Origin of the sequence: Rhodococcus sp. BH5 (genome assembly GCF_027583855.1) — a bacterium.
GTDB lineage: Bacteria > Actinomycetota > Actinomycetes > Mycobacteriales > Mycobacteriaceae > Rhodococcus_F > Rhodococcus_F qingshengii.
On the sequence record NZ_JAJHVW010000015.1, the window covers coordinates 51,231 to 70,837 of the forward strand.

The following is a 19,607-nucleotide window of genomic DNA, read 5'->3' on the forward strand; positions in this document are numbered from 1 at the left end:
CACACAATTTGTGAGCTGTCTCACGGAAGTCCGTGATCTTGCGATCGCGCACTACCTCTCGGCGGTACAAATCCGTGCCGACTGTCACGCGACGGGGTTGCCTTCGATGACAGTTCTCGACGTCAGATTATTCCCCTCACGCGCCTGCGATGCATCCCAGAGTCCCGAGTAGTGACCACCGGCATACCGCAGAACATCGTGCGGGCCGTATTCAACGATACGTCCCCGGTCAACTACGACAACGAGGTCCGCTCGGGCAGCTGTCGCGAGGCGGTGAGCTACGACGACGGAAGTCCGTTTCCGGGTGACCGACCGACTTGCTTCGAGCACCATTCGTTCGGTCGCGGGATCGAGCGTCGCGGTCGCCTCGTCGAGGAGCAGAAGGTCCGGGTCGACGAGTTCGGCACGGGCCAATGCGATCAGTTGGCGTTGGCCTGCCGAGAGCCCCTGGCCGCGCTCGCCGACGGGATGATTCATGCCTCCACGCATGTCGGCTATCGAATTCAGTGCGCCGACGGAACGTGCCGCTTCCTCGATCTCCGCGTGCGACGCCGACGGCCTGCCGTACGCGATGTTGTCGGCGACCGTGCCGGTGAACAGATGGGCTTCTTGTGGGACCACGCCGAGGCGACGTCGGTACTGCGAGAGGTGGAAGTTCCGGATGTCGGTTCCGTCCACGTCGACCGATCCGGACGTCGGGTCGTAGAAGCGGGCGAGCAACTTCACGACCGTCGACTTCCCGGCACCGGTTCGGCCGACCAGAGCGACGGTCGTGCCCGGCGGGATTTGCAGATCGAAATCGGAGAGGGCGTCGACGTCCGCACCCGAGTACCGGAACCCGACCCCGTCGAGATGGACGGCGCCGTCGAGTCGTCCGGAGATCGCGATCAAATCCTCGCTGTCGGCAGTCTCGATCGAACTGCGAGTGCGCAGCAGGTCGCCGATTCGTTGCAATCCGACGTTTGCCTGTTGGTAACCATCGAACACTTGTGAGAGTTGCTGAATCGGTCCGAACAGCAGACCGAGGTAGAGCACGAAAGCGATCAGTACGCCGGGCGAAGTCGATCCGTTGGCGATCTGGTGCGCACCGACGAACACGACCGCGGCCAACGCGAGGTCGGACAGGAACGAAATGAAAGGGAAGTAGATCGAAATGGCTCGCTGCGACCGCATCCGCGATCGGCGGTAGCTCTCGGAGCGTTCTGCGAACCTACGCGCAGCACCTTCTTCGCGGCGGTAGGCCTGAGCCGCTCGCAGACCGGCGATGTTCTCCTGGAAGTCGGCATTAACGAGCGAGATCCGTTCGCGGGACTGGCTGTAGGCAACCGAGGAGATCTTGCGGAAGACCACGGTCGCGACCACGAGCGGTGGGATGACGGCCAGCGCCACCAGGCCGAGCGTCACGTCGGTCGCCAGGAGGGCGATCGAAATTCCGCCGACGGTCAGGACGCTCACGATCGCCGTCGACATACCGGTTTGGATGAACGACGAGAGCGCGTCGACGTCGGTGGTCATACGCGTCATGATGCGGCCGGACAATTCCCGTTCGTAGTAGTCCAGACCCAGGCGCTGCAGGTGTGCATAGCTGCGTACGCGGAGCCCGAACAACACGCGTTCGCCGGCCCGGGCGGTGAGCACCGTCATGACCGCGACGACGACCCAGTCCGCTGCGACCAGGAGCGCGCCGAATGCCGTCGCTATCCAGAGCGTGCTGCTGTCCGCGGTCACGACTCCGTGGTCGATCGCGTATCTGACGAGGGAGGGAAATGCGATCGCCGCGGCGGAGTCCAGGGCAAGGCACACGACAACCGCCAGTAGAACCCAGCGGACCGGCCTCAAGATCTGTCGGAGTGAGAACTGTGGATTCGATTCGCGCAGGCTCTCAGGAGCGATTCCGGGGTCTTCGCGTGCGGGTGGGAGAGCGTCGACTGCTGCCCGCAGAGACGGAGTCACCGCGATTCCGCTGAGCGCTCCGGCCATCGGTCCGCCCGCACCCTGCGTCGTAGCGGCTGTGCTGTCGGCTTCGGATTCCGGTGCCTGCGGCCACAACTGCTCGGTTGTCGGCTCGCTGCGGTCACGTCCGAAAGCATCGGAGTCGACGTCGTCGAGTTCGGCCGGTAGTTCCGGCGGCGAGGAGAACAGGGCGCGAAAGAGCGGACATCGCGCTTCCAGTTCGTCCACGGTTCCGGAGTCGATGATCCGTCCGCCGTCGAGAACCGCGACGCGATCTGCCAGCGTCAAGGTGGATCGCCGGTGCGCGAGGATCAGCGTGGTTTGCCGTCGTCTGGCCCGGAACGCGTCGAAGATCGCAGCCTCGGTTGCCGCATCGACCGCGGAGGTGGCGTCGTCGAGGACCAAAATCCGCGGGTCGACGAGGAGGGCTCGGGCAAGCGCGATGCGCTGACGCTGGCCTCCCGACAGCGTCAGACCTCGTTCACCGACAACGGTGTCGTATCCGTCCGGGAGTGCCTCGATGAAGGTGTCCGCCTGTGCCAATGCAGCTGCGGCGCGGATGTCCTCGTCTGAGGTGTCCTCGCGGCCAAGTGCGATGTTGGCGGCGATGGTGTCCGAGAACAGGAAAGGTTCGTCGAAGACCAGGCTGACGGCGGCACGAAGCTGCTCACTGCGCAGTTCGCCGATGGGGAACGTCTCGCCCGCGGTATCGACGGTCACTACACCCGAAGTCGGGGCGTAGAACCGGGGGAGAAGCAAGGACAACGCGGTCTTGCCCGACGCGGCCGGCCCCACGACGGCGACGGTCTCGCCCGGTTCTATGCGGAGGTTCAGCCCGGTCAGGACGTCGCGTTCGGTGTCGAACCCGAATGCCACGTCGTCGAAGGTGACGCCGAGCGGACCGTCGGGCAGGTCCACCGGATGGTCAGGATCGGCGATGTCCGGCTGAGCGTTGATGACGTCGTAGACACGCTCGACAGCGGCGCGCGCCAGCTGCGCCATGACGATGACCGACGACAGAGTTCGGGTGACTCCGGTCATCGTCACGATGTAGGTGGCGAACGCGAGAAACGTTCCCACGGTGATCTTGTCGTGCAGTGCGAGATACCCGCCGAGGGCGATCACTCCCACCTGCCCCAGCTGGGGCAAGGCGGCCATGGTCGGCGCGAATTTCGCGTTCAACCACGCGGCGCGAAGACGCTCCGAATACAGCGTGCGGCTGTGCTTTTCGAGTTGGTCGACGGCTCGTTGTTCCTGCCCGAATCCCTTGACGACGCGCACGCCCGTGACGGTTTCCTCGACATGTTGGGCGAGGTCGGCGGCCCGCTGCTGCGCGGACCATGTTGCGGCGAAGAGCATCGGTCGCATCAGGAACACCACCAGCCCGACTGCGGGGATGACGGCGACAGCGACGAGAGTCAACAGCGGCGAGAGCCACGCCATGATGCCGATCGCGAGCACGAATTGCAGGAGCGCACCCGCGGACATGGGCACCATCGCGAGCAAACCCTGGACGAGTTGTAGATCGGTGATGGACCGGGATACCACCTGGCCTGTGCGGATCTGATCCTGCCCGCGTCCGTCGAGGCGTTGCAGCGAGCCGAGCAGGGCGAGCCGCAAGTCGTGTTGAACATCGAGCGAGAGTCGGCCGGCAAGCATCCGTCGGCCGTACTGGCACGCGAAGCGCACGACCGCGAGCAGCGCGATCGCCAGCGCGGCGAACCCGATCACCTTGCCTGGGTTCTCCTGGCTTGCGGCGTCGAGCGCATAGCGGGTCAGAAGAGGAAACGAGATGTCGATCGCCGAAGCGATGACGGTCACCAGAAGCGCGCCGATGGCAACTCTTCGGTGCAACCAGCATGCGTGCGCCAAGCGGCGGATCCAGCCCGGAGCTCGATCGACCTCTCCAGCTACCGGACTGTCCGTGTTGATCGTGTTCATCGAGATCCACGGTAGACCCGGCCCCAGACAGCCTTTTCAGGTGATGTCGCGGGTCCTGGTCCGCAGCCAACCGAGCCCGCAGAACAGAACCACCCAAGCTGCCAGCATCATCGGGCCGCTCGGCCAGGACGCAAACGCGTCGACGTCGATCGACGGGGCCGCATTGACGATCGTGCCGATCGTGGCCGACACCGGAAGCGCGGCCCCGACCCCGCCGAGATCCATCGCGAGCAGCACTGCGCGGACGATCCATTCACCGAAGACGAACCACAGGATGACCGAGAGGGCACCGGCCATCGACGAACCGGTGAGCAGTGCCACCCCGGCGCCGAGCAGTGCCCACAGAGCGCACGCCAGAATGCCTGCGGCGCAGATGGCGAAGAGATCGGTGGTGAAGCTGAAGTCCCGGCCGAAGAGCAACATCGCGCCGATGCTGACTACTTCGACCGCCAACGCGTAGCCGACGGCGACTACCGCGACGACGGCAAGTTTTGCGCCGAGAACTCCGTCACGGCCGCGAGCTGTGAGGAACGTCGTGGTGAGAGTTTTGTAGCCGAATTCGGATCCGGCGGTGAGTGCTCCGAAGACAGCCGCGAACACCAGGACAAGCGTGTTGGAGACACCGAGGCTGACGCCGGTGGACACGACATCGACGTCGAAGGTGGTGTCTGCCGAATCGGCCACGACTTCGACGAACGTCCTGGTGGAGGCAGCAATCAGCACGGCCACGACGACCGGTGCGATGGCCAGTGCCCACCAGTAGCGCAGGGTGAGAACTTTGAGTGTCTCCGCGCGCACGAGCGTGGTCATCGGTGTCCTCCGGAAGGTCCGTATGCGGCAGGGCCGTAATAGCCCGGGCCCGAACCGGGACCGGGTGGGCGGTGGTATCCGACCTGGGGGACGGCATATTGCGGCGTTGTCATGGCCAGGAACAGTTGCTCGAGATCTGCGCCTTCGGTTGCGACACCGAAGATCGTGACTCCGGCGGCGGATGCCACCGGTGGCAGTACCGACGTGTCGGTGCCGCCCACGGCGAGCCGTCCGTCCTGGGTGATCTGGGCGTCGATGATTCCGCGAGCGGCCAATGCCGTGGCGAGGAGCGCTGGGTTGGAACACGAGACGAGCAGTCGACTGCGCTGCGAGCGGCGAAGTTCGTCCATGGTCCCTTGGTAGACGAGTGAGCCGGCGCTGACGATGACCACGCTGTCGACGGTCGCTTCCACTTCACGAAGCGCGTGACTCGAGATCAGAACCGTTCGGCCGGAACCGGCGAAGGTCTGCAGGAACTGACGAAGCCACGCCATGCCCTCGGGGTCGAGTCCGTTCGCGGGTTCGTCGAGCACGAGGATCTCGGGATCACCGAGCATCGCGGTGGCAAGGATCAGGCGTTGGCGCATCCCGAGCGAGAAGGTGCCGGTCTTGTGGACTCCGACCGATCTCAGACCGACCATGTCCAGCACCTGCGCCGCGCGCTGAGTCGGCATGCCGATAGCGGCCGCGTAGATCTCGAGGTGTCCGAGCGCCGTTCGTTTCGGATGGAGACTGCCGACGTCGAGTACTGCGCCGACGGTCCGAGCCGGGTTGGGCAGCAAACGCATCGGGGTGCCGTTGATCGTGGCCGATCCCGACGTCGGTGACACCAGTCCGAGGAGCATCCGCAACGTGGTCGTCTTGCCCGAACCGTTCGGGCCGAGAAACCCGGTGATCGAGCCCGCCTGAACGTCGAAGCTCAGGTCGTTGACCGCGCGCGCCGCCTTGAACGTCTTCGTCAACCCACGAATCTCGATGGGGGCAGAGAAGGATCCCATTGCGGTGTTCGTCAATGCTGCTCCCGGGTCGGCGGCGAATACGTGATGCGAGCCTACGGCCCGGACGGCTATCTGCGGATGGCCCGGCGTGTCTCCGTCTGGGGAAGCACTGCGGCATCGTCGGCAGGCATCACGATCAGGTGGTCGGTCCACCTGGCCGGTGCCGGTCCGAAGGCTTCGCGCGCATTCTTGACGACGCCCTTGCCGATTGCACGGTTGCCCGCACCGCCGATGACCGCACCGATTCCGGCCGGAACGAGCTTGCCGAGGATCAGTGCGCTGCGCTTGGCGGCGTACTTGGTCACGAATTTCCGCACGAGGGTGCTGTTCATTCCCCTCATCGTGGGTCCGGGAATCTTGCTCGTGATTGCCGTTCCCCAGTTCTTGGCTGTGATTCCGGTGGCCTTCTGCACGATCTCCATACCGGATTCGCCGAGGGCGACTGCCAGGACCAGGGCACGTCGTTGCTGGTGATCCTGTACGGAGATTCCATGCACTGACGCAATTGCCAACGTCAGCAGCGCTGACGCCTCGAGGAAGAAAGCCGATTCCGCACCGACGGCAGCGATGGACGCGACCGTTCCGACGCCCGGCACGGCGGCGGTGGCGCCGACGGCACTGCCGCTTCCGGTCACGGCGAGAATGAACATCTTCTCCATCCGCTCGACGATCTGAGCAGGTGACTCGTCGGGGTGGGCCTTACGGACATGGTTGACGTATTTGGCCACTGCGGGCGCTTGCAGGCGGCTTCCGTTGTCGAGAACGGAAACGAGGACCTTCTCGATACGCCCGCTGTCGTTGTTCGTCGACTTGCTCATTGCTGCCCCTCCACAGTTGTCCTCCTCTGAAGCGAGGTGGACCGTATCTCGAGAATAGGTGAAGTTTTCGCTGGCGGCGGTGATCACCGGGGCCATAGGCTCGTACGAGACTCGGTTTTCTTCGTGAGTTTTCCCAGGCAGGAGTTCGAGTGTTATGACCGCCACTTCGGAATCTCGTTCGACGACCATCTGGCCGACGCTGCGCTACCTCGACGCCCGTGCGGCAATCCACTTTCTGGTGAGCACCTTCGGTTTCGTGGAGAAGGCCGTCTACGGAGAGGGAGACGTGGTGGACCACGCCCAACTCGACTGGCCGGGCGGTGGCGGCATCATGTTGGGTTCGCCGCGCACCGATTCGGCGATCGCCGGCCTGCCGCCTGGAATCGGTTCGGTGTACATCGTCGTGGACGACGCGGACGCCGCCGATGCACTCCACGAACGCGCTGTCGCGGCGGGCGCCACGATCACGCAGGGATTGCGCGACGAGGACTACGGTTCGCGGGGGTTCACCTGCCGTGATCCCGAAGGTGTGTACTGGAGTTTCGGCACGTACGCAGGGGAGTAGCCCCCCGCGACCTACCTGGTGGCCCAGTGCTCTGCCGGAACCACTTCCGACGGGATGGGCGGATGAGGTGGTGTGCCGTCCCCGAACGGTCGGCCACCCAACTGTTCGCGTCCGTGCGGTTCGAGCCAGTGTGTCAATTCCGGTCCCTTGGGCACGATTCCGGAGGGATTGATCTCGGAATGCACGATGTAGTAGTGCGCTTTGATCTGTGTGAAGTCGATGGTGTCACCGAATCCGGGGGTTTGGAACAGATCGCGCGCGTAGTCCCACAGCACCGGCATCTCGCTGAGTTTGCTTCTGTTGCACTTGAAGTGGCCGTGATAGACGGGATCGAACCGTGCCAGCGTGGTGAACAGGCGCACATCGGCTTCGGTGATGGTGTCGCCCACCAGGAAACGTTGCCGGGCAAGACGTTCGGTGAGCCAGTCGAGGCGAGCGAACAGCGTGTCGTATGCCTCGTCGTACGCCTGCTGTGAACCGGCGAAACCGCAGCGGTAGACGCCGTTGTTGACGTCGCGAAAAACGTACTCGGCCACTTCGTCGATTTCGTTTCGCAGAGGCTCCGGGTACAGATCCGGTGCGCCTTCGCGGTGGTACTTCTTCCATTGCGTCGAGAAGTCGAGGGTGATCTGTGGGTAGTCGTTCGTGATCACCTTGCCCGTGGCGATCTCCACCATGGCGGGCACCGTGATTCCCCTGGGGTAGTCGGGATCTCGGGCGAAGTATGCGTCCTGCAGTCGCGGGATCTTCAGTACGGGATCGACGCCGCCCGGGTCGAGATCGAAAGTCCAGCTTCGCTTGTCGTGAACCGGACCGCAGATGCCCATCGACAGTACGTCTTCGAGGCCGAGCAGGCGGCGGACGATGATGGCGCGGTTTGCCCACGGGCAGGCACGTGCCACGATCAACCGGTATCGCCCGGGTTCGACGGGGTACCCGTCGCGGCCGTCCTCGGTGATCCGGGTCGGGATGTAGTTGGTGTCGCGTTTGAATTCACGACCCTCTTCGACGAATGTCGGTTCGCTCGCGCCGTCGTCCGTACTCATCCGCGGTCCCTCTCGTTCGAGTGTCAACTGGGCAGGTGCACGTGTACCCGAGCGTATGCCCCCAGAACGTCGAATTTGGCTTTACGTGGAAGCGTCGCTCCGATCGCACTGCCGCGACTTGTGCGTAGCTGCGGGATCAATCCGGAATCGAGAGCGTCCTCCGCAGCGAGAAGCGTTACTGCGCAGCCGATTCCGTGACGGCGATGCGCTGGAGCAGTCAGGGTCGTGAGATCTGCCACGAATCCCTGAAATTCGGAGTATGCCGCGCATCCGAGCACCTCGGCGGAATCGGTGAGGGCGGTGAACCACCGCGTCCGGTTCCCGAGGTCGGCTGTGGTGCTGTCGTCGGGTGGGCACAGCGCAGCGACGGCGAGGGCATCGTCGATGTCGTGGGAAATCAGTAGTTGCTCGTCGGGTGGCGCGTCCGTGTAGTCGCCGAGGAAAGCGAGATCGACGGGGCCGGTGATTCGGCCGCCGTGATCGCCGGCGATCTCGAGCAGGCGCGCCGGTTGCAGCAGGGCGTCGACGGAGACGTCCTCGGTGCGCTCGATGAACCACTGCGGCCCGACGATTGCACCTGAGCCTGCCAGATCGAGAACGTGGATGTCGTCGCCGACGACGCGGGCCGTGTGTGCCGGCCGAAGTGCCGAGTCGCCGAGGCCCAGTTCACGTGCCCAAGCGAGTCGGATGATGTCGAGGTGATGTTCGTCCACTCGCTACAGGCTAGTCCGATTCGAACGGGTTGATCGAGATGGACAGAGGTCGTATATTCCATGTGGACTATTTCAGGTGGAATAGTCAAGAAATAGTCAATTGCGGCTTGTCAGGGAGGGGGACTCATGGGTGACGTGTCTCTGACGCCTCTGGGAATCACCGTTCTGGGCCTGCTGTCCGAGCGTTCGATGCATCCGTACGAGATGTATCAACTGGCCTCGGTTCGCCGGGGCGATCAGTTGGTGAAGATCAAGCCGGGATCGCTCTATCACACGGTTTCCCGGTTGGAGAAGCAGGAACTTCTGGCTTCGATCGGGACCGATCGTGAGGGCAACCGGCCCGAACGGACGACGTACGAGATCACCGCCCGGGGCCGTGAGGCCCTCGAGCATCAACTACGTGAGATGTTGGCGGTTCCGGTGCGGGAGTATCCGCGGTTGCCGCTCGCGCTCGCTGAAATGCACAACCTCTCCGCGTCCACCGCGTGTCAGATGCTTCGAATTCGTCTCGCGCACCTCGACAAGACGATCGCGAAATTCGAGGCCGACTACGAAGCGCTGAAGGCGGCGGAAAAACCACGAATCTTCACGGTGGGCGCGGACTACGCCCACGCACTGACCGTCGCCGAAAGAGAGTGGATCGGCGCGTTGGTGACAGACATCGAGAGCGGCGAAATGCCCTGGCTCTCACAAGAACTTCTCGACCGGCTGGCCGGCTCCGCAGGCTCGTCCGCACTACCTAAGGACTGAAGATGGAAAAGCAGGTCAATCCCTGGCACGCGCTGTGGGCGCTGTGTATCGGGTTCTTCATGATTCTGGTGGACAGCACCATCGTCGCTGTCGCCAACCCTGCGATCATGGAGGACCTCGGCACCGACATCAACAAGGTCGTCTGGGTCACCAGCGCGTACCTGCTGGCGTACGCGGTGCCGCTGCTCGTCACCGGCCGGCTCGGTGACAGGTTCGGACCGAAGAACCTGTACATGATCGGCCTCGTACTGTTCACCGGCGCTTCACTGTGGTGTGGTCTGTCCGGCAGCGTCGAGATGCTCATCGTGGCAAGGGCTTTCCAGGGTCTGGGCGCCGCAATGATGACGCCTCAGACGATGGCCGTCATCACACGCACGTTCGCGCCGAACAAGCGTGGCGCCGCAATGGGCCTGTGGGGCGCGGTTGCCGGTGTTGCGACGCTGGTCGGTCCGCTTGCCGGTGGTGTGTTGGTCGACAATCTCGGCTGGGAATGGATCTTCATCGTCAACGTCCCGGTCGGTGTCATCGCCTTCCTCCTCGCGTGGAAGCTTGTTCCGTCGTTGCCGACCAGCGAGCACAAGTTCGACATCCCCGGCGTGATTCTCAGCGCCGCAGGCATGTTCCTGCTCGTGTTCGGAATCCAGGAAGGCAGTTCGTACGACTGGAACGGATTCGTCTGGAGCCTGATCGGCGCCGGTGTGGTGTTGCTCGCGGTGTTCGTGTTCTACCAGTCGCGCAACAAGAACGAGCCCTTGCTCCCACTCGAACTCTTCAAGGACCGCAACTTCTCGCTCGCCAACGTCGCGATCACCGCGATGGGCTTCGCGATCACGTCGATGGTCCTTCCGCTGATGTTCTACACCCAGGCAGTTCGCGGACTCTCCCCGACGCAGTCGGCGCTCCTCCTCGTTCCGATGGCCGTGCTGACCGGCATTTTTGCGCCGATCATCGGCAAGCTCGTCGACAAGACGCATCCGCGCTACATCGCGGGCACCGGCTTCCTGCTGTTCGCGATCGCCCTGGGCTGGCTGGCATTGGTTATGTCTCCCGACGTCGCGATCTGGGAACTGCTCCTGCCGATCGGCCTGATCGGCTTCGCCAACGCATGCATCTGGTCGCCGCTCGCGGCCACCGCCACACACAACCTGCCTCCGATGCAGGCCGGCGCCGGGGCGGGCGTCTACAACACCACCCGGCAGGTGGGTGCGGTTCTCGGCAGTGCCGCGATCGGAGCACTGATCACCGCACGATTGGCGGCACAGGGTCTGACCGGCGGCAGTTCCGAAGCCGGAGTGGGTCACCTACCCGAGTTCGTCCGTGAACCGTTCAGCACGGCGATGTCGGAGTCGATCTGGCTGCCCGCAGGCGTGCTGCTCATCGGCTTCGTCGCTTCGGTGTGCTTCGCTCGGCCTCTGCGCGGCGACGCACACGACGACGCGATGGCCGTCAGTGCCGAAGCGCGTCGGGAAACATCACTGCACGATTGAGATAGTCGCTCGGGTCCAGGGCTCGCTTGATCGCCCACATCGTGGCTATGTCCTCCGCAGAGAGGGCCAGGTTCAGATAGTTGCGTTTGAGCGAGCCCACCCCGTGCTCGGAACTGACGTTTCCGCCGTGATCGCGAACCAGTTCGAGGACGCTGCGGTACACGGTGTCGGCGTTCGGGCAGTTCAGGACGTTGAGGTGGATGTTTCCCTCGGCGACATGTCCGAAGAGGATCGGAATTGCCTCGGGGGCACGACTCGCGATCACCGCCGCGGCGTCCTCGGCGAAGGTGGCAAGCGAGTCCAGCGGCAGCGCCGCGTCGAATTTCAGTGGGGGACCGAACAGTCCGACCACTTCGGCGAAACACTCCCGCGCCGCCCACAAACGCGTCGAGCCGGGATCGTCGACCGCCACTGCCGGGGTCTGCGGTGGGTCGATGCGTTCGAGCAGCTCGGCCAGGTCTTCCAGCGGATCGTGGGCCGCGGACACCTCGGCGAGCAGGTACCACGGTCGCCCCGTCGGCACCGCGGCGTTCAAATGGCGTGCGGCCAATTCGAGTCCACGGCCGTCCACCAACTCCAATGCGTCGACGCCGTCGAGAGTGCGCAACGTGCGCCCCGCGTCCACGACGTCTTGCAGTCGGTCGAAACCGGTCAGCGTCGTGACCCGGTGAGTCGGTACCCGTCGTAGTTTCAGATCGACTGCCGTGACCACCCCAAGAGTTCCCTCGCTGCCCACCCACAGTGCGGGCAGGTTGTATCCGGAATTGTCGGACAACACTTTCGGTGACCGGCGCACAGGAGTTCCGTCGGGGAGTACCACCTCGAGTCCGAGCACCTGTTCGGCCATGTTCCCGTATCGAACCGTGTGCAGGCCACCGGCATTGGTGGAGACCATGCCGCCGATCGTCGCAGTGTCCCGCGAGGCTATGTCGACACCGAACTTCAAACCGGCGGCGGCGGCCGCCGAATGTACCTGCGCGAGTGCCACTCCCGCACCGACGGTGATCCGACCGGCGGCAACATCGACTTCGCCGATCGCCTCGAGGCGTTCGGTGGAGAGCAGGACGTCGTCGTGCTCGGGCACCGTCCCGGCGACCAGACCGGTTCGCCCGCCCTGAATGGTGACCGGTACGCCGCGCGAGCGGCACACGTTCAGCACTGCCGAGACTTCGGCGGTATTTCCGGGTCGGACCAGAGCGCTGGCGCGCCCGCTGTAGCGCCCTGTCTGGTCGGTGGAACGGGTCGCCAACACGTCGGCGTCGTCGACGACGAACCGGTGTCCCACAACGTCCGCGAGTGCATTTCTCAGACCGTCCACCCGACGATCGTAGGCCGGTTCGATGTGGCAGTGTGGCGGCATGACTGCTCCCGAATCGCATCCCACCCGTCTCGAGCGCTTCACCACCGATGGTGGTGCCGAGGTGGCTGTCCTGACGTTCGCGCACGGACCACTCAATCTGTTCGATCAGGCCATGTTCGACGCCGTCATCGCCGATGTTGCAGCGCTGACCGAAAACCCACCGCGCGCTGTGCTTCTGCGCGCCGAGGGCAAGGTCAACTCGGCCGGCGTCGACGTCCATGTGTTCGACGGACTGAACCCGGAGCAGGGAGCGGAATTGTGGCGCGAACTGTTCGCCCAGATCTGCCATCCGCTCGAGGCGTTGCCGTGCCCGGTCATCTACGCGGCGCACGGGCTGACGCTGACTGCTGCCTTCGAGATCTCCTTGGCCTGCGACATCATCCTCGCGGCGCCGAAGGCGAAGTTCGGACTGGTCGAGACAGTGGTCGGTCTGACGCCGTCCATGGGTGGACCGCAGCGTTTGGCCGAGCGCGCCGGTTCCGGACGGGCTCGGGAGTTGGTCATGACCGGCGATCTCTACGACGCCGCAACTCTGCACTCGTGGGGCGTCGTCAATGCCGTTCACGACGATGTCGATGCTGCGGCGCGTGCCCTGGCGGCCCGGTTGGCGGACGGGCCCACGCGAGCCCACGACGCCACCAAGCAGATCGTGGCGGCCTGGCGTTCCGGCGGGATCGCCCACGCTGATTCGGTGACTCCCGGGGTGTCCGGTGCGCTGTTCGCCACCGATGACCTACGCGGCGCTGTCCGCAGTTTCCTCGAGGTCGGACCGGGCAAAGCGGTCTACTCCGGAAAGTAAGTTTGCGACGATTATCGCCAGAGACCTCCACGAACTGTGATCCACGTCATATAGTCGAATGGCCGGTGGGTTGTCAGTGACGTGGAGGTATCGATGCGGTCGACGCTTGTGGAATACCCGTGTTCGACTCAGCTCCTCGCCGACGCCCGTGTCACCCGTGCGGGTGACGGGGTGCTTCGGTACAGCCAACTCGACCCGTCGCTGTCCGAACTCCTCGATATCGCCGTTCATCGATTCTCCTCACGCATCGCGGTGGAGGAGGTCGACGGCGAGCAGGTCACCTTCGCGGAGTTGTGGGCCGAGGCGTCGCGGGTCGCAGGCGGGCTGAAGTCGCGAGGCGTCGAGATCGGTGACCGTGTGGCCATTCGCGTCGCCGCCGGGGTGAGGTGGATGGAGGCGTGCCTCGGCGTCATTCTCGCCGGCGGTGTTCCAGTCTCCGTGGGTGTTCATCTGAGCGACGACGCGGCGGACTTCGTCATCGCGGACAGTGGCTCGGTGTTGGTGCTCGACGGGGAACTCCCACACGGTGTTCCGTTCATCGACGACGGTGCCGCCCCGGAGGAGATGGCGATCCTCGCGTACACCGCCGATTCTTCGGGTGAAATGCTGGGCGTCGAGTTGAGCAACGAGAACGTGCTCTCCGCCATCGTCGGCATTCTGCACTCGCGCGATTACGGCGTCGAAGGTGTGCGCAATCTGTTGGTGGACAATGACTTCAAGTCGGTACGGCAATTCGTGCACGTGCTCGCGACGTTGGTGGTCGGTGGAACGGTGGTCCTCGCCGGCGACTTCTGGCGTGAGAGTGTGCATACCGTCGACATCGTGACCGGGCGGCCCGAGGATCTGCTCGAGCCACGGTTGCTCACCCTTGGACCGGCGGCGCGTGCCGGTTCGAGGTCGGTTCAGTGGATCGATTGCAGCGGGTCGCCGATCACGGCCGAACAGGAATCCAAGCTGCTGACCCTGTTCCCGGCCGCTCGGCATGTGATCGGGTGGGGCAAAACCGAGACCTGTGGGGCTGGTCTCATTCTGCCAACCGAGTCGGCGCCCACCCACCTCGGAAGCGTCGGAATCGCTTTCGGTGGAATGGAAGTGGCGTTGTACGGCCCGGATGCTCCAGGTGGTTTCGGTGAGTTGCTGTGCCGTGGACCGAGTGTCACGCGTCGGTATTGGAACTCGCCGCAAGCGACCTCGACGAGGTTCACCCAGGGGTGGTTCTGCACTCACGACACCGCGCAGATCGACCCCGATGGCTTCGTCCGTATTGTCGAACGCAACGTCGCGTAGTCACGCGAGCGTGGTCGACAAACGAGAGGGACATCATGGCGGACGAGGTTCTCACCGAGCGGCGCGGGCGGACACTGATCATCACCATCAACCGGCCCGAGGCGCGTAACGCCATCAACTCGGCGGTCAGTCACGCATTGGCCGCTGCGGTCGAAGAGCTCGATGCGGACGACGATCTGTCCTTGGCGGTGCTGACAGGATCCGGCGGAAACTTCTGTGCCGGTATGGATCTGAAGGCATTCGTGGCCGGCGAGAACGTACTCGTGCCGGGACGCGGTCTCGGATTCACGGAAGGGCCGCCGCGTAAGCCGATCATTTCGGCGGTCGAGGGCTTCGCGTTGGCAGGCGGCACGGAACTCGTGCTTGCCACCGACCTGGTGGTCGCGTCGTCCGAAGCGAAGTTCGGTATCCCGGAGGTCAAGCGAGGGCTGGTCGCAGGTGGAGGCGGATTGTTGCGCCTGCCCAAGCGGATTCCGTACCAGAAGGCATTGGAACTGGCCCTGACCGGTGACAGTTTCACAGCCGAGGAGGCCTACCGCTACGGCTTCGTGAACACGGTGACCGAGCCAGGTAAGGCGCTCGAAGGCGCGCTGGAGCTGGCTGATCGCATCACCCGCAACGGACCGCTCGCGGTTGCGGTCACCAAGGAGATCATCGTCAAGGCCGGCGGTTGGTCCGACGACGAAGCTTTCGCGAAGCAGTTGCAGGTCATGGCGCCGGTGTTCGCGTCCGAAGATGCACGCGAGGGCGCGACGGCGTTCGCCGAGAAGCGCGCCCCGGTCTGGAAGGGGCGGTAACACCGACATGGCTACACCTGTCGCAGAGCTGCACATGCACATCGAGGGTTCTCTGGAACCCGAACAGATTTACCGACTTGCCGAGCGCAATCGAATGGACTTGCCGTACAAGGATATCGACGATCTGAAGTCGAGGTACGAGTTCACCGATCTGCAGTCGTTCCTCGATCTCTACTTCGCCAACATGGCCGTCCTGCGCACCGCGGAGGATTTTGCCGACCTGACGCGAGCGTACTTCCGTCGCGCGGCTGCCGCCGGCGTCGCGCATGCCGAGTTCTTCTTCAATCCACAGGCGCACGTGGTCCGTGGTGTTCCGCTGACCGAGGTCCTGGACGGGATCATGGATGCGGTGGCATCGAGTGAGCGCGAGTTCGGGCTCAGCAGCGCGGCAATCGCCGCCATCCTCCGAGATCAGCCCGTCAAAGACGCCGAGGAGATCTTCTCCGAGATAATTCGCCTGCAGGCTCCGATCGTCGGGCTCGGACTCGACTCCGCGGAGGTCGGCAACCCGCCGTCACTGTTCGAGGACGTGTTCGCCCGCGCGCGTGCCGAGGGTTTGCACGTTGTGGCTCACGCCGGTGAAGAGGGACCGCCCGAGTACATCTGGCAGGCGCTCGACATTCTCGGCGCCGAGCGGATCGACCACGGAGTCCGGGCACTCGAGGATCCTGCCCTGATCGAGCGTCTGGTCGACGAGGAGATTCCACTGACGGTCTGCCCGTTGTCGAACGTTCGTCTGCGGGTGTTCGATTCGCTGTCGGATCATCCGCTTCGATCGATGCTCGAGATGGGTTTGATCGTCACGGTCAACTCCGACGACCCGGCCTACTTCGGGGGATACGTCGACGACAATTTCACCGAACTGGGCCGAGCCCTGGGTCTGACCGAGGCCGAGCGAGACACCCTCGCCCGGAACTCGATCAAAGCCTCGTTTGCGAGCGATGCGCGAAAAGCGGAACTGCTGCGGCGCTGACCGTCAGTCGCCCAGCACCTGACGCAAGTATTCGTTGTCGAACACACGATTCGCGTCGTACTTGTCTCGAACGGCGACAAAGTCGTCGAGTCGGTCGTACGTCGGACGCAGGTCGTCGACGGTCCGGTTGTGCATTTTTCCCCAATGCGGCCGGCCGTCGACGGCGCGCGCGATGGCTTCCACCGCGGCGAAGTACTCCGTTTCGGGTCGGCGGTGGTACTGGTGTACCGCGATGTATGCGGTGTCGCGTCCGTGAGCAGTGGAGAGCCAGAGGTCGTCGGCGGCAGCGAAACGTACTTCGACGGGGAAAGCGACGTTGGTTCCGGACTTCTTCATCCAGCGATCGATTTCGTGAAGTGTCTCGGTGACGTGTTCGCGGGGAATCGCGTATTCCATCTCCTTGAACTTCACCCGGCGCGAAGACGCGAATACCCGGTAGCTGCGATCTGTGAACTCGCGGGCGCCGAGCAATCGGGACGACACGTTGTTGATTCTCGGGATCGCGGCCGGTGCCAGGGTGGCAACGCGGTTGACACCTTCGAAGAGTGTGTTCGAGAGGAGTTCGTCGTCGACGAACGCGCGGACCTTGCCCACCGGATCGGGTTCGGTATCTCCGGGGAGTCGCGTATTGCTCTTCGTCAGGACACGATCGGTGTGCGGAAACCAGTAGAACTCGAAGTGGTCCAAGCCCAGACGATCGCTCTCGAGGGTGTCCAGTATGTGAGACAGCGTGTCGGGTTCCTCGATTGCGCGAAGTGTGAATCGCGGGACGCAGGCGAGAGTGATCTTCGAAATGATGCCGATTGCGCCCAATCCGAGGCGGCCTGCTTCGAACAATTCGACGTTTTCGTCGGCGCTTGCGGTAACGACGGATCCGTCGGCGAGAACGATCTCGATTCCGCGAATCTGCGTGGCGATACCGCCGAATCGTGCGCCGGTGCCGTGTGTGCCGGTGGACGTCGCGCCGGCCAGTGACTGGACGTCGATGTCACCGAGATTGGCCATCGCATATCCGCGTTGCCACAAGGCGTCGTTGAGAGCATGAAGGCGAGTGCCTGCAAAAACAGTGACCAGCGCACCGTCGTCGGTCGGTGTGATCGAGTCGATTCCGCTCAAGTTGTCCAGGCTGACGAGGACACCGTCAGTGACCGCGACACCGGTGAACGAGTGGCCGGCGCCGACGGCCTTCACACGTTGGCCACGCGAGGCGGCCTCGGCGACCAACGACGAAAGTTCACGGGTATTTGTCGGCGTCGCAAAGCGACGCGGCGCGGCGCTTTGAGTGCCCGCCCAGTTCTGCCAAGTGTCCGAAGCCATTACGCAATAATGTACTTGGACGGTCGTCCAGGCAAGTATTGCGCGAAGATTTTGTCATTTGCGTTCTACGATCATTGGATGCTGAACAGGCTCCCGGCGGACGAACGCCGCACACAATTGGTCGAGTCCGCCTTGTCTATTGCGGAACAGCGCGGTGTCAGTTCTGTGACGGTAAGGGCGGTGGCAGAGGAGGCCGGGGTATCGCTCGGCGTCGTTCATTACTGCTTCGAGAGCAAGGAAGCGCTGATCGCGGCGATGGGTGAAACGCTCATTCTGCAGCTCAGTGCGTCGATGCAGTATGCGTTCGCGCAGGTCCGCCATGCGCCGGATCTCAGTGGCGTGCAGGGGCTCAGGGAATTGCTGCACATCGGCCTGACCGGAATGTGGCCGACCATCGAGGCAACCCCGGATCGCCAGTTGTTGACCTACGAAATTACTGCGCAGGCACTGCGTAGTCGCAATCTCGGAGCCGAACGTGCTGGGGCGGTTGCATTTGAGCAGTACCGAATCATGGATGAGCTCGCGGTGTCGTTTCTCGAAGAGTGCGCCAAGATATCGGGCACGGTGTGGACGGAGCCGTTGAGTTCGATTGCGCGACTGAGTCTTGCAATGATCGACGGCCTTGTTCTGCGATGGCTGGTCGATCGTGACTCCGACGCGACTATTGCCGAGTTCGGAGAAATGGTTCAGGTAATCGCCAACAAAGCCGTGGTCGCGCCTCAGTAGAACCGCCATCCTGGACATACGTCCAGGATTGGTGATTGACTGGTCGCACGCCGCGACGATTGGATCATCTGTGACCAGGACCCTTGATCGACTCACTGCTGCCACGCGAGAACTCGACCCGCCTCTGGCTGCTCTGGATCTGACCACACTGCGCAGTAATGCAGCCGACCTGGTGCGCCGCGCCGGTGGAACCCCGGTGCGAGTGGCGAGCAAATCGGTTCGTTGTCGGACGGTTCTGGCTGAAACTCTCGGCGACACACTGACCGCGTCCGGCGGATTCCGCGGAATCATGGCGTACTCACTGCGCGAGGCTCTGTGGCTGGTCGGGCTCGGCGCACGGGACATCCTGATGGGGTACCCGACCGCCGATCGTGGCGCCATCGCGGATCTCGCTGCCGACGACACCGCGCTCGCATCGATCACCTTGATGGTCGACGACGATGCGCAGTTGGACCTCATTCGTTCGGCGTCGACGGGGGATGCGCCTGTCCGCGTGTGTCTCGACGTCGACGCGTCACTGCGGATCGGCCCGATCCATCTGGGCGTACGACGCTCGCCGCTGCGCGAACCTGCCGCGGTCGCCGCACTCGCGGCGCGTGCGCGCCAACGCGGATTCTCCGTCGTCGGAGTGATGTTCTACGAAGCCCAGATCGCCGGCCTTCCTGACACCAGTGCTCCGATCGGTTGGGTCAAGAAGGCCTCTGCCCGCGAACTGGCGTCCAGAAGGGGCGCTGTGGTCGCGGCCGTCACCGATGCCGTGGGTGCACTCGAGATCGTCAACAGCGGCGGTACGGGGTCGCTGGAGGTCAGCTCGGCCGATCCTGTGGTGACCGAGGTAACAGCAGGCTCCGGACTGTACGTACCGACCCTGTTCGACCGCTACCGTGCCTTCCGTCCCGATCCGGCGCTGTTCTTCGCGCTGTCGGCCGTGCGCAAACCGACGCCGTCGGTCACGACCCTGTTCGGTGGCGGATACATCGCGTCCGGACCTGCGGGAGCCACCCGCGTTCCGTCACCGGTCTGGCCCGCTGGTCTCAAACTGCTCCGCAACGAAGGGGCAGGCGAAGTCCAGACGCCGGTCACCGGGAAGGAAGCCGGAAACATCGCGATCGGCGACCGCGTGTGGTTCCGTCACGCCAAAGCCGGCGAGCTGTGCGAGCGCTTCGACCGCGTGTACGTGGTCGAAGCCGACGGCACCCGAACCTCGGTTCCCACCTATCGCGGCGAAGGGCAGTGCTTCGGGTAGGGCAGTGCTTCGGGTAAGACA

The 19,607-nt window shown here is 63.9% G+C and carries 17 protein-coding genes; 9 read left to right on the top strand and 8 right to left on the bottom strand.

The annotated features are described in order from the left end of the window. Nucleotides 1-84 precede the first annotated feature (84 nt). The 4 genes from RhoBH5_RS27680 to RhoBH5_RS27695 form a co-directional block, all read right to left on the bottom strand. Entirely contained in the window at nucleotides 85-3,894 is a 3,810-nt protein-coding gene (locus RhoBH5_RS27680) for an ABC transporter ATP-binding protein (RefSeq protein ID WP_270009023.1), read from the bottom strand. A 36-nt stretch (nucleotides 3,895-3,930) separates the two neighbouring features. Beyond that, entirely contained in the window at nucleotides 3,931-4,704 is a 774-nt protein-coding gene (locus RhoBH5_RS27685) for an ABC transporter permease (protein ID WP_270009024.1), read from the bottom strand. Next, a complete protein-coding gene (locus RhoBH5_RS27690; protein ID WP_007736138.1) occupies nucleotides 4,701-5,702 on the bottom strand; it encodes an ABC transporter ATP-binding protein in 1,002 nt (333 codons plus the stop codon). Before RhoBH5_RS27690 ends, RhoBH5_RS27685 begins: the two co-directional genes overlap by 4 nt. A 68-nt stretch (nucleotides 5,703-5,770) precedes the next feature. Continuing rightward, nucleotides 5,771-6,520 carry a hypothetical protein gene (locus RhoBH5_RS27695; protein ID WP_003945111.1) on the bottom strand — a complete coding sequence of 250 codons (750 nt, stop codon included), beginning with the start codon at nucleotides 6,518-6,520 and terminating at the stop codon, nucleotides 5,771-5,773. Between the two features lie 154 nt (nucleotides 6,521-6,674). Here RhoBH5_RS27695 and RhoBH5_RS27700 point away from each other — a divergent pair, with 154 nt between their 5' ends. Beyond that, a complete protein-coding gene (locus RhoBH5_RS27700) occupies nucleotides 6,675-7,085 on the top strand; it encodes a VOC family protein (RefSeq protein WP_003945129.1) in 411 nt (136 codons plus the stop codon). An 11-nt stretch (nucleotides 7,086-7,096) separates the two neighbouring features. Here the strand turns inward: RhoBH5_RS27700 and RhoBH5_RS27705 are convergent, their stop codons facing one another. Together RhoBH5_RS27705 and RhoBH5_RS27710 are read right to left on the bottom strand one after the other, a co-directional pair. Next, a complete protein-coding gene (locus tag RhoBH5_RS27705; RefSeq protein WP_064112509.1) occupies nucleotides 7,097-8,131 on the bottom strand; it encodes a glutathione S-transferase family protein in 1,035 nt (344 codons plus the stop codon). 23 nt (nucleotides 8,132-8,154) lie between these two features. Further along, nucleotides 8,155-8,844 carry a hypothetical protein gene (locus tag RhoBH5_RS27710; protein ID WP_064112508.1) on the bottom strand — a complete coding sequence of 230 codons (690 nt, stop codon included), beginning with the start codon at nucleotides 8,842-8,844 and terminating at the stop codon, nucleotides 8,155-8,157. Between the two features lie 126 nt (nucleotides 8,845-8,970). Here RhoBH5_RS27710 and RhoBH5_RS27715 point away from each other — a divergent pair, with 126 nt between their 5' ends. Further along, nucleotides 8,971-9,594, top strand: a complete 624-nt coding sequence (locus RhoBH5_RS27715) for a PadR family transcriptional regulator (protein WP_007736146.1) — start codon at nucleotides 8,971-8,973, stop codon at nucleotides 9,592-9,594. Between the two features lie 2 nt (nucleotides 9,595-9,596). Next, nucleotides 9,597-11,081 (top strand): DHA2 family efflux MFS transporter permease subunit, encoded by a 1,485-nt coding sequence (locus RhoBH5_RS27720; protein WP_003945132.1) that lies wholly within the window; start codon nucleotides 9,597-9,599, stop codon nucleotides 11,079-11,081. Here RhoBH5_RS27720 and RhoBH5_RS27725 read toward each other — a convergent pair. Then, nucleotides 11,041-12,441 carry an FAD-binding oxidoreductase gene (locus RhoBH5_RS27725; protein WP_064112507.1) on the bottom strand — a complete coding sequence of 467 codons (1,401 nt, stop codon included), beginning with the start codon at nucleotides 12,439-12,441 and terminating at the stop codon, nucleotides 11,041-11,043. The two genes, RhoBH5_RS27720 and RhoBH5_RS27725, sit on opposite strands and share 41 nt — an antisense overlap. Here RhoBH5_RS27725 and RhoBH5_RS27730 point away from each other — a divergent pair. From RhoBH5_RS27730 to RhoBH5_RS27745, 4 genes are all read left to right on the top strand, one after another. Next, on the top strand, nucleotides 12,440-13,240 hold the full coding sequence (locus RhoBH5_RS27730; protein WP_007736151.1) for an enoyl-CoA hydratase/isomerase family protein: 801 nt from the start codon (nucleotides 12,440-12,442) through the stop codon (nucleotides 13,238-13,240). The genes RhoBH5_RS27725 and RhoBH5_RS27730 overlap by 2 nt on opposite strands. A gap of 93 nt (nucleotides 13,241-13,333) precedes the next feature. After that, nucleotides 13,334-14,527, top strand: a complete 1,194-nt coding sequence (locus RhoBH5_RS27735) for a class I adenylate-forming enzyme family protein (RefSeq protein ID WP_030536925.1) — start codon at nucleotides 13,334-13,336, stop codon at nucleotides 14,525-14,527. A gap of 35 nt (nucleotides 14,528-14,562) precedes the next feature. Then, nucleotides 14,563-15,324, top strand: a complete 762-nt coding sequence (locus RhoBH5_RS27740; RefSeq protein ID WP_064112505.1) for a crotonase/enoyl-CoA hydratase family protein — start codon at nucleotides 14,563-14,565, stop codon at nucleotides 15,322-15,324. A 7-nt stretch (nucleotides 15,325-15,331) separates the two neighbouring features. Beyond that, nucleotides 15,332-16,297, top strand: coding sequence for an adenosine deaminase (locus tag RhoBH5_RS27745; RefSeq protein WP_019749316.1), 966 nt, complete (start codon nucleotides 15,332-15,334; stop codon nucleotides 16,295-16,297). Nucleotides 16,298-16,300: 3 nt separating this feature from the next. Here the strand turns inward: RhoBH5_RS27745 and RhoBH5_RS27750 are convergent, their stop codons facing one another. Further along, nucleotides 16,301-17,614 carry a D-arabinono-1,4-lactone oxidase gene (locus tag RhoBH5_RS27750; RefSeq protein WP_054781623.1) on the bottom strand — a complete coding sequence of 438 codons (1,314 nt, stop codon included), beginning with the start codon at nucleotides 17,612-17,614 and terminating at the stop codon, nucleotides 16,301-16,303. Nucleotides 17,615-17,692: 78 nt separating this feature from the next. Here RhoBH5_RS27750 and RhoBH5_RS27755 point away from each other — a divergent pair, with 78 nt between their 5' ends. Together RhoBH5_RS27755 and RhoBH5_RS27760 are read left to right on the top strand one after the other, a co-directional pair. Beyond that, complete coding sequence (locus RhoBH5_RS27755; protein ID WP_020908434.1) at nucleotides 17,693-18,340, top strand: TetR/AcrR family transcriptional regulator; 648 nt, start codon at nucleotides 17,693-17,695, stop codon at nucleotides 18,338-18,340. Between the two features lie 70 nt (nucleotides 18,341-18,410). Next, nucleotides 18,411-19,586, top strand: a complete 1,176-nt coding sequence (locus tag RhoBH5_RS27760; protein ID WP_003945107.1) for an amino acid deaminase/aldolase — start codon at nucleotides 18,411-18,413, stop codon at nucleotides 19,584-19,586. The last annotated feature ends 21 nt before the right edge of the window (nucleotides 19,587-19,607 follow it).

Coding starts and splice junctions, on each gene's coding strand:
- RhoBH5_RS27705 (WP_064112509.1), bottom strand. CDS start 8,131: ATGAGTACGGACGACGGCGCGAGCGAACCGACATTCGTCGAAGAGGGT.
- RhoBH5_RS27740 (WP_064112505.1), top strand. CDS start 14,563: ATGGCGGACGAGGTTCTCACCGAGCGGCGCGGGCGGACACTGATCATC.
- RhoBH5_RS27690 (WP_007736138.1), bottom strand. CDS start 5,702: ATGGGATCCTTCTCTGCCCCCATCGAGATTCGTGGGTTGACGAAGACG.
- RhoBH5_RS27680 (WP_270009023.1), bottom strand. CDS start 3,894: ATGAACACGATCAACACGGACAGTCCGGTAGCTGGAGAGGTCGATCGA.
- RhoBH5_RS27715 (WP_007736146.1), top strand. CDS start 8,971: ATGGGTGACGTGTCTCTGACGCCTCTGGGAATCACCGTTCTGGGCCTG.
- RhoBH5_RS27695 (WP_003945111.1), bottom strand. CDS start 6,520: ATGAGCAAGTCGACGAACAACGACAGCGGGCGTATCGAGAAGGTCCTC.
- RhoBH5_RS27730 (WP_007736151.1), top strand. CDS start 12,440: ATGACTGCTCCCGAATCGCATCCCACCCGTCTCGAGCGCTTCACCACC.
- RhoBH5_RS27755 (WP_020908434.1), top strand. CDS start 17,693: ATGCTGAACAGGCTCCCGGCGGACGAACGCCGCACACAATTGGTCGAG.
- RhoBH5_RS27700 (WP_003945129.1), top strand. CDS start 6,675: ATGACCGCCACTTCGGAATCTCGTTCGACGACCATCTGGCCGACGCTG.
- RhoBH5_RS27685 (WP_270009024.1), bottom strand. CDS start 4,704: ATGACCACGCTCGTGCGCGCGGAGACACTCAAAGTTCTCACCCTGCGC.
- RhoBH5_RS27735 (WP_030536925.1), top strand. CDS start 13,334: ATGCGGTCGACGCTTGTGGAATACCCGTGTTCGACTCAGCTCCTCGCC.
- RhoBH5_RS27720 (WP_003945132.1), top strand. CDS start 9,597: ATGGAAAAGCAGGTCAATCCCTGGCACGCGCTGTGGGCGCTGTGTATC.
- RhoBH5_RS27750 (WP_054781623.1), bottom strand. CDS start 17,614: ATGGCTTCGGACACTTGGCAGAACTGGGCGGGCACTCAAAGCGCCGCG.
- RhoBH5_RS27745 (WP_019749316.1), top strand. CDS start 15,332: ATGGCTACACCTGTCGCAGAGCTGCACATGCACATCGAGGGTTCTCTG.
- RhoBH5_RS27725 (WP_064112507.1), bottom strand. CDS start 12,441: ATGCCGCCACACTGCCACATCGAACCGGCCTACGATCGTCGGGTGGAC.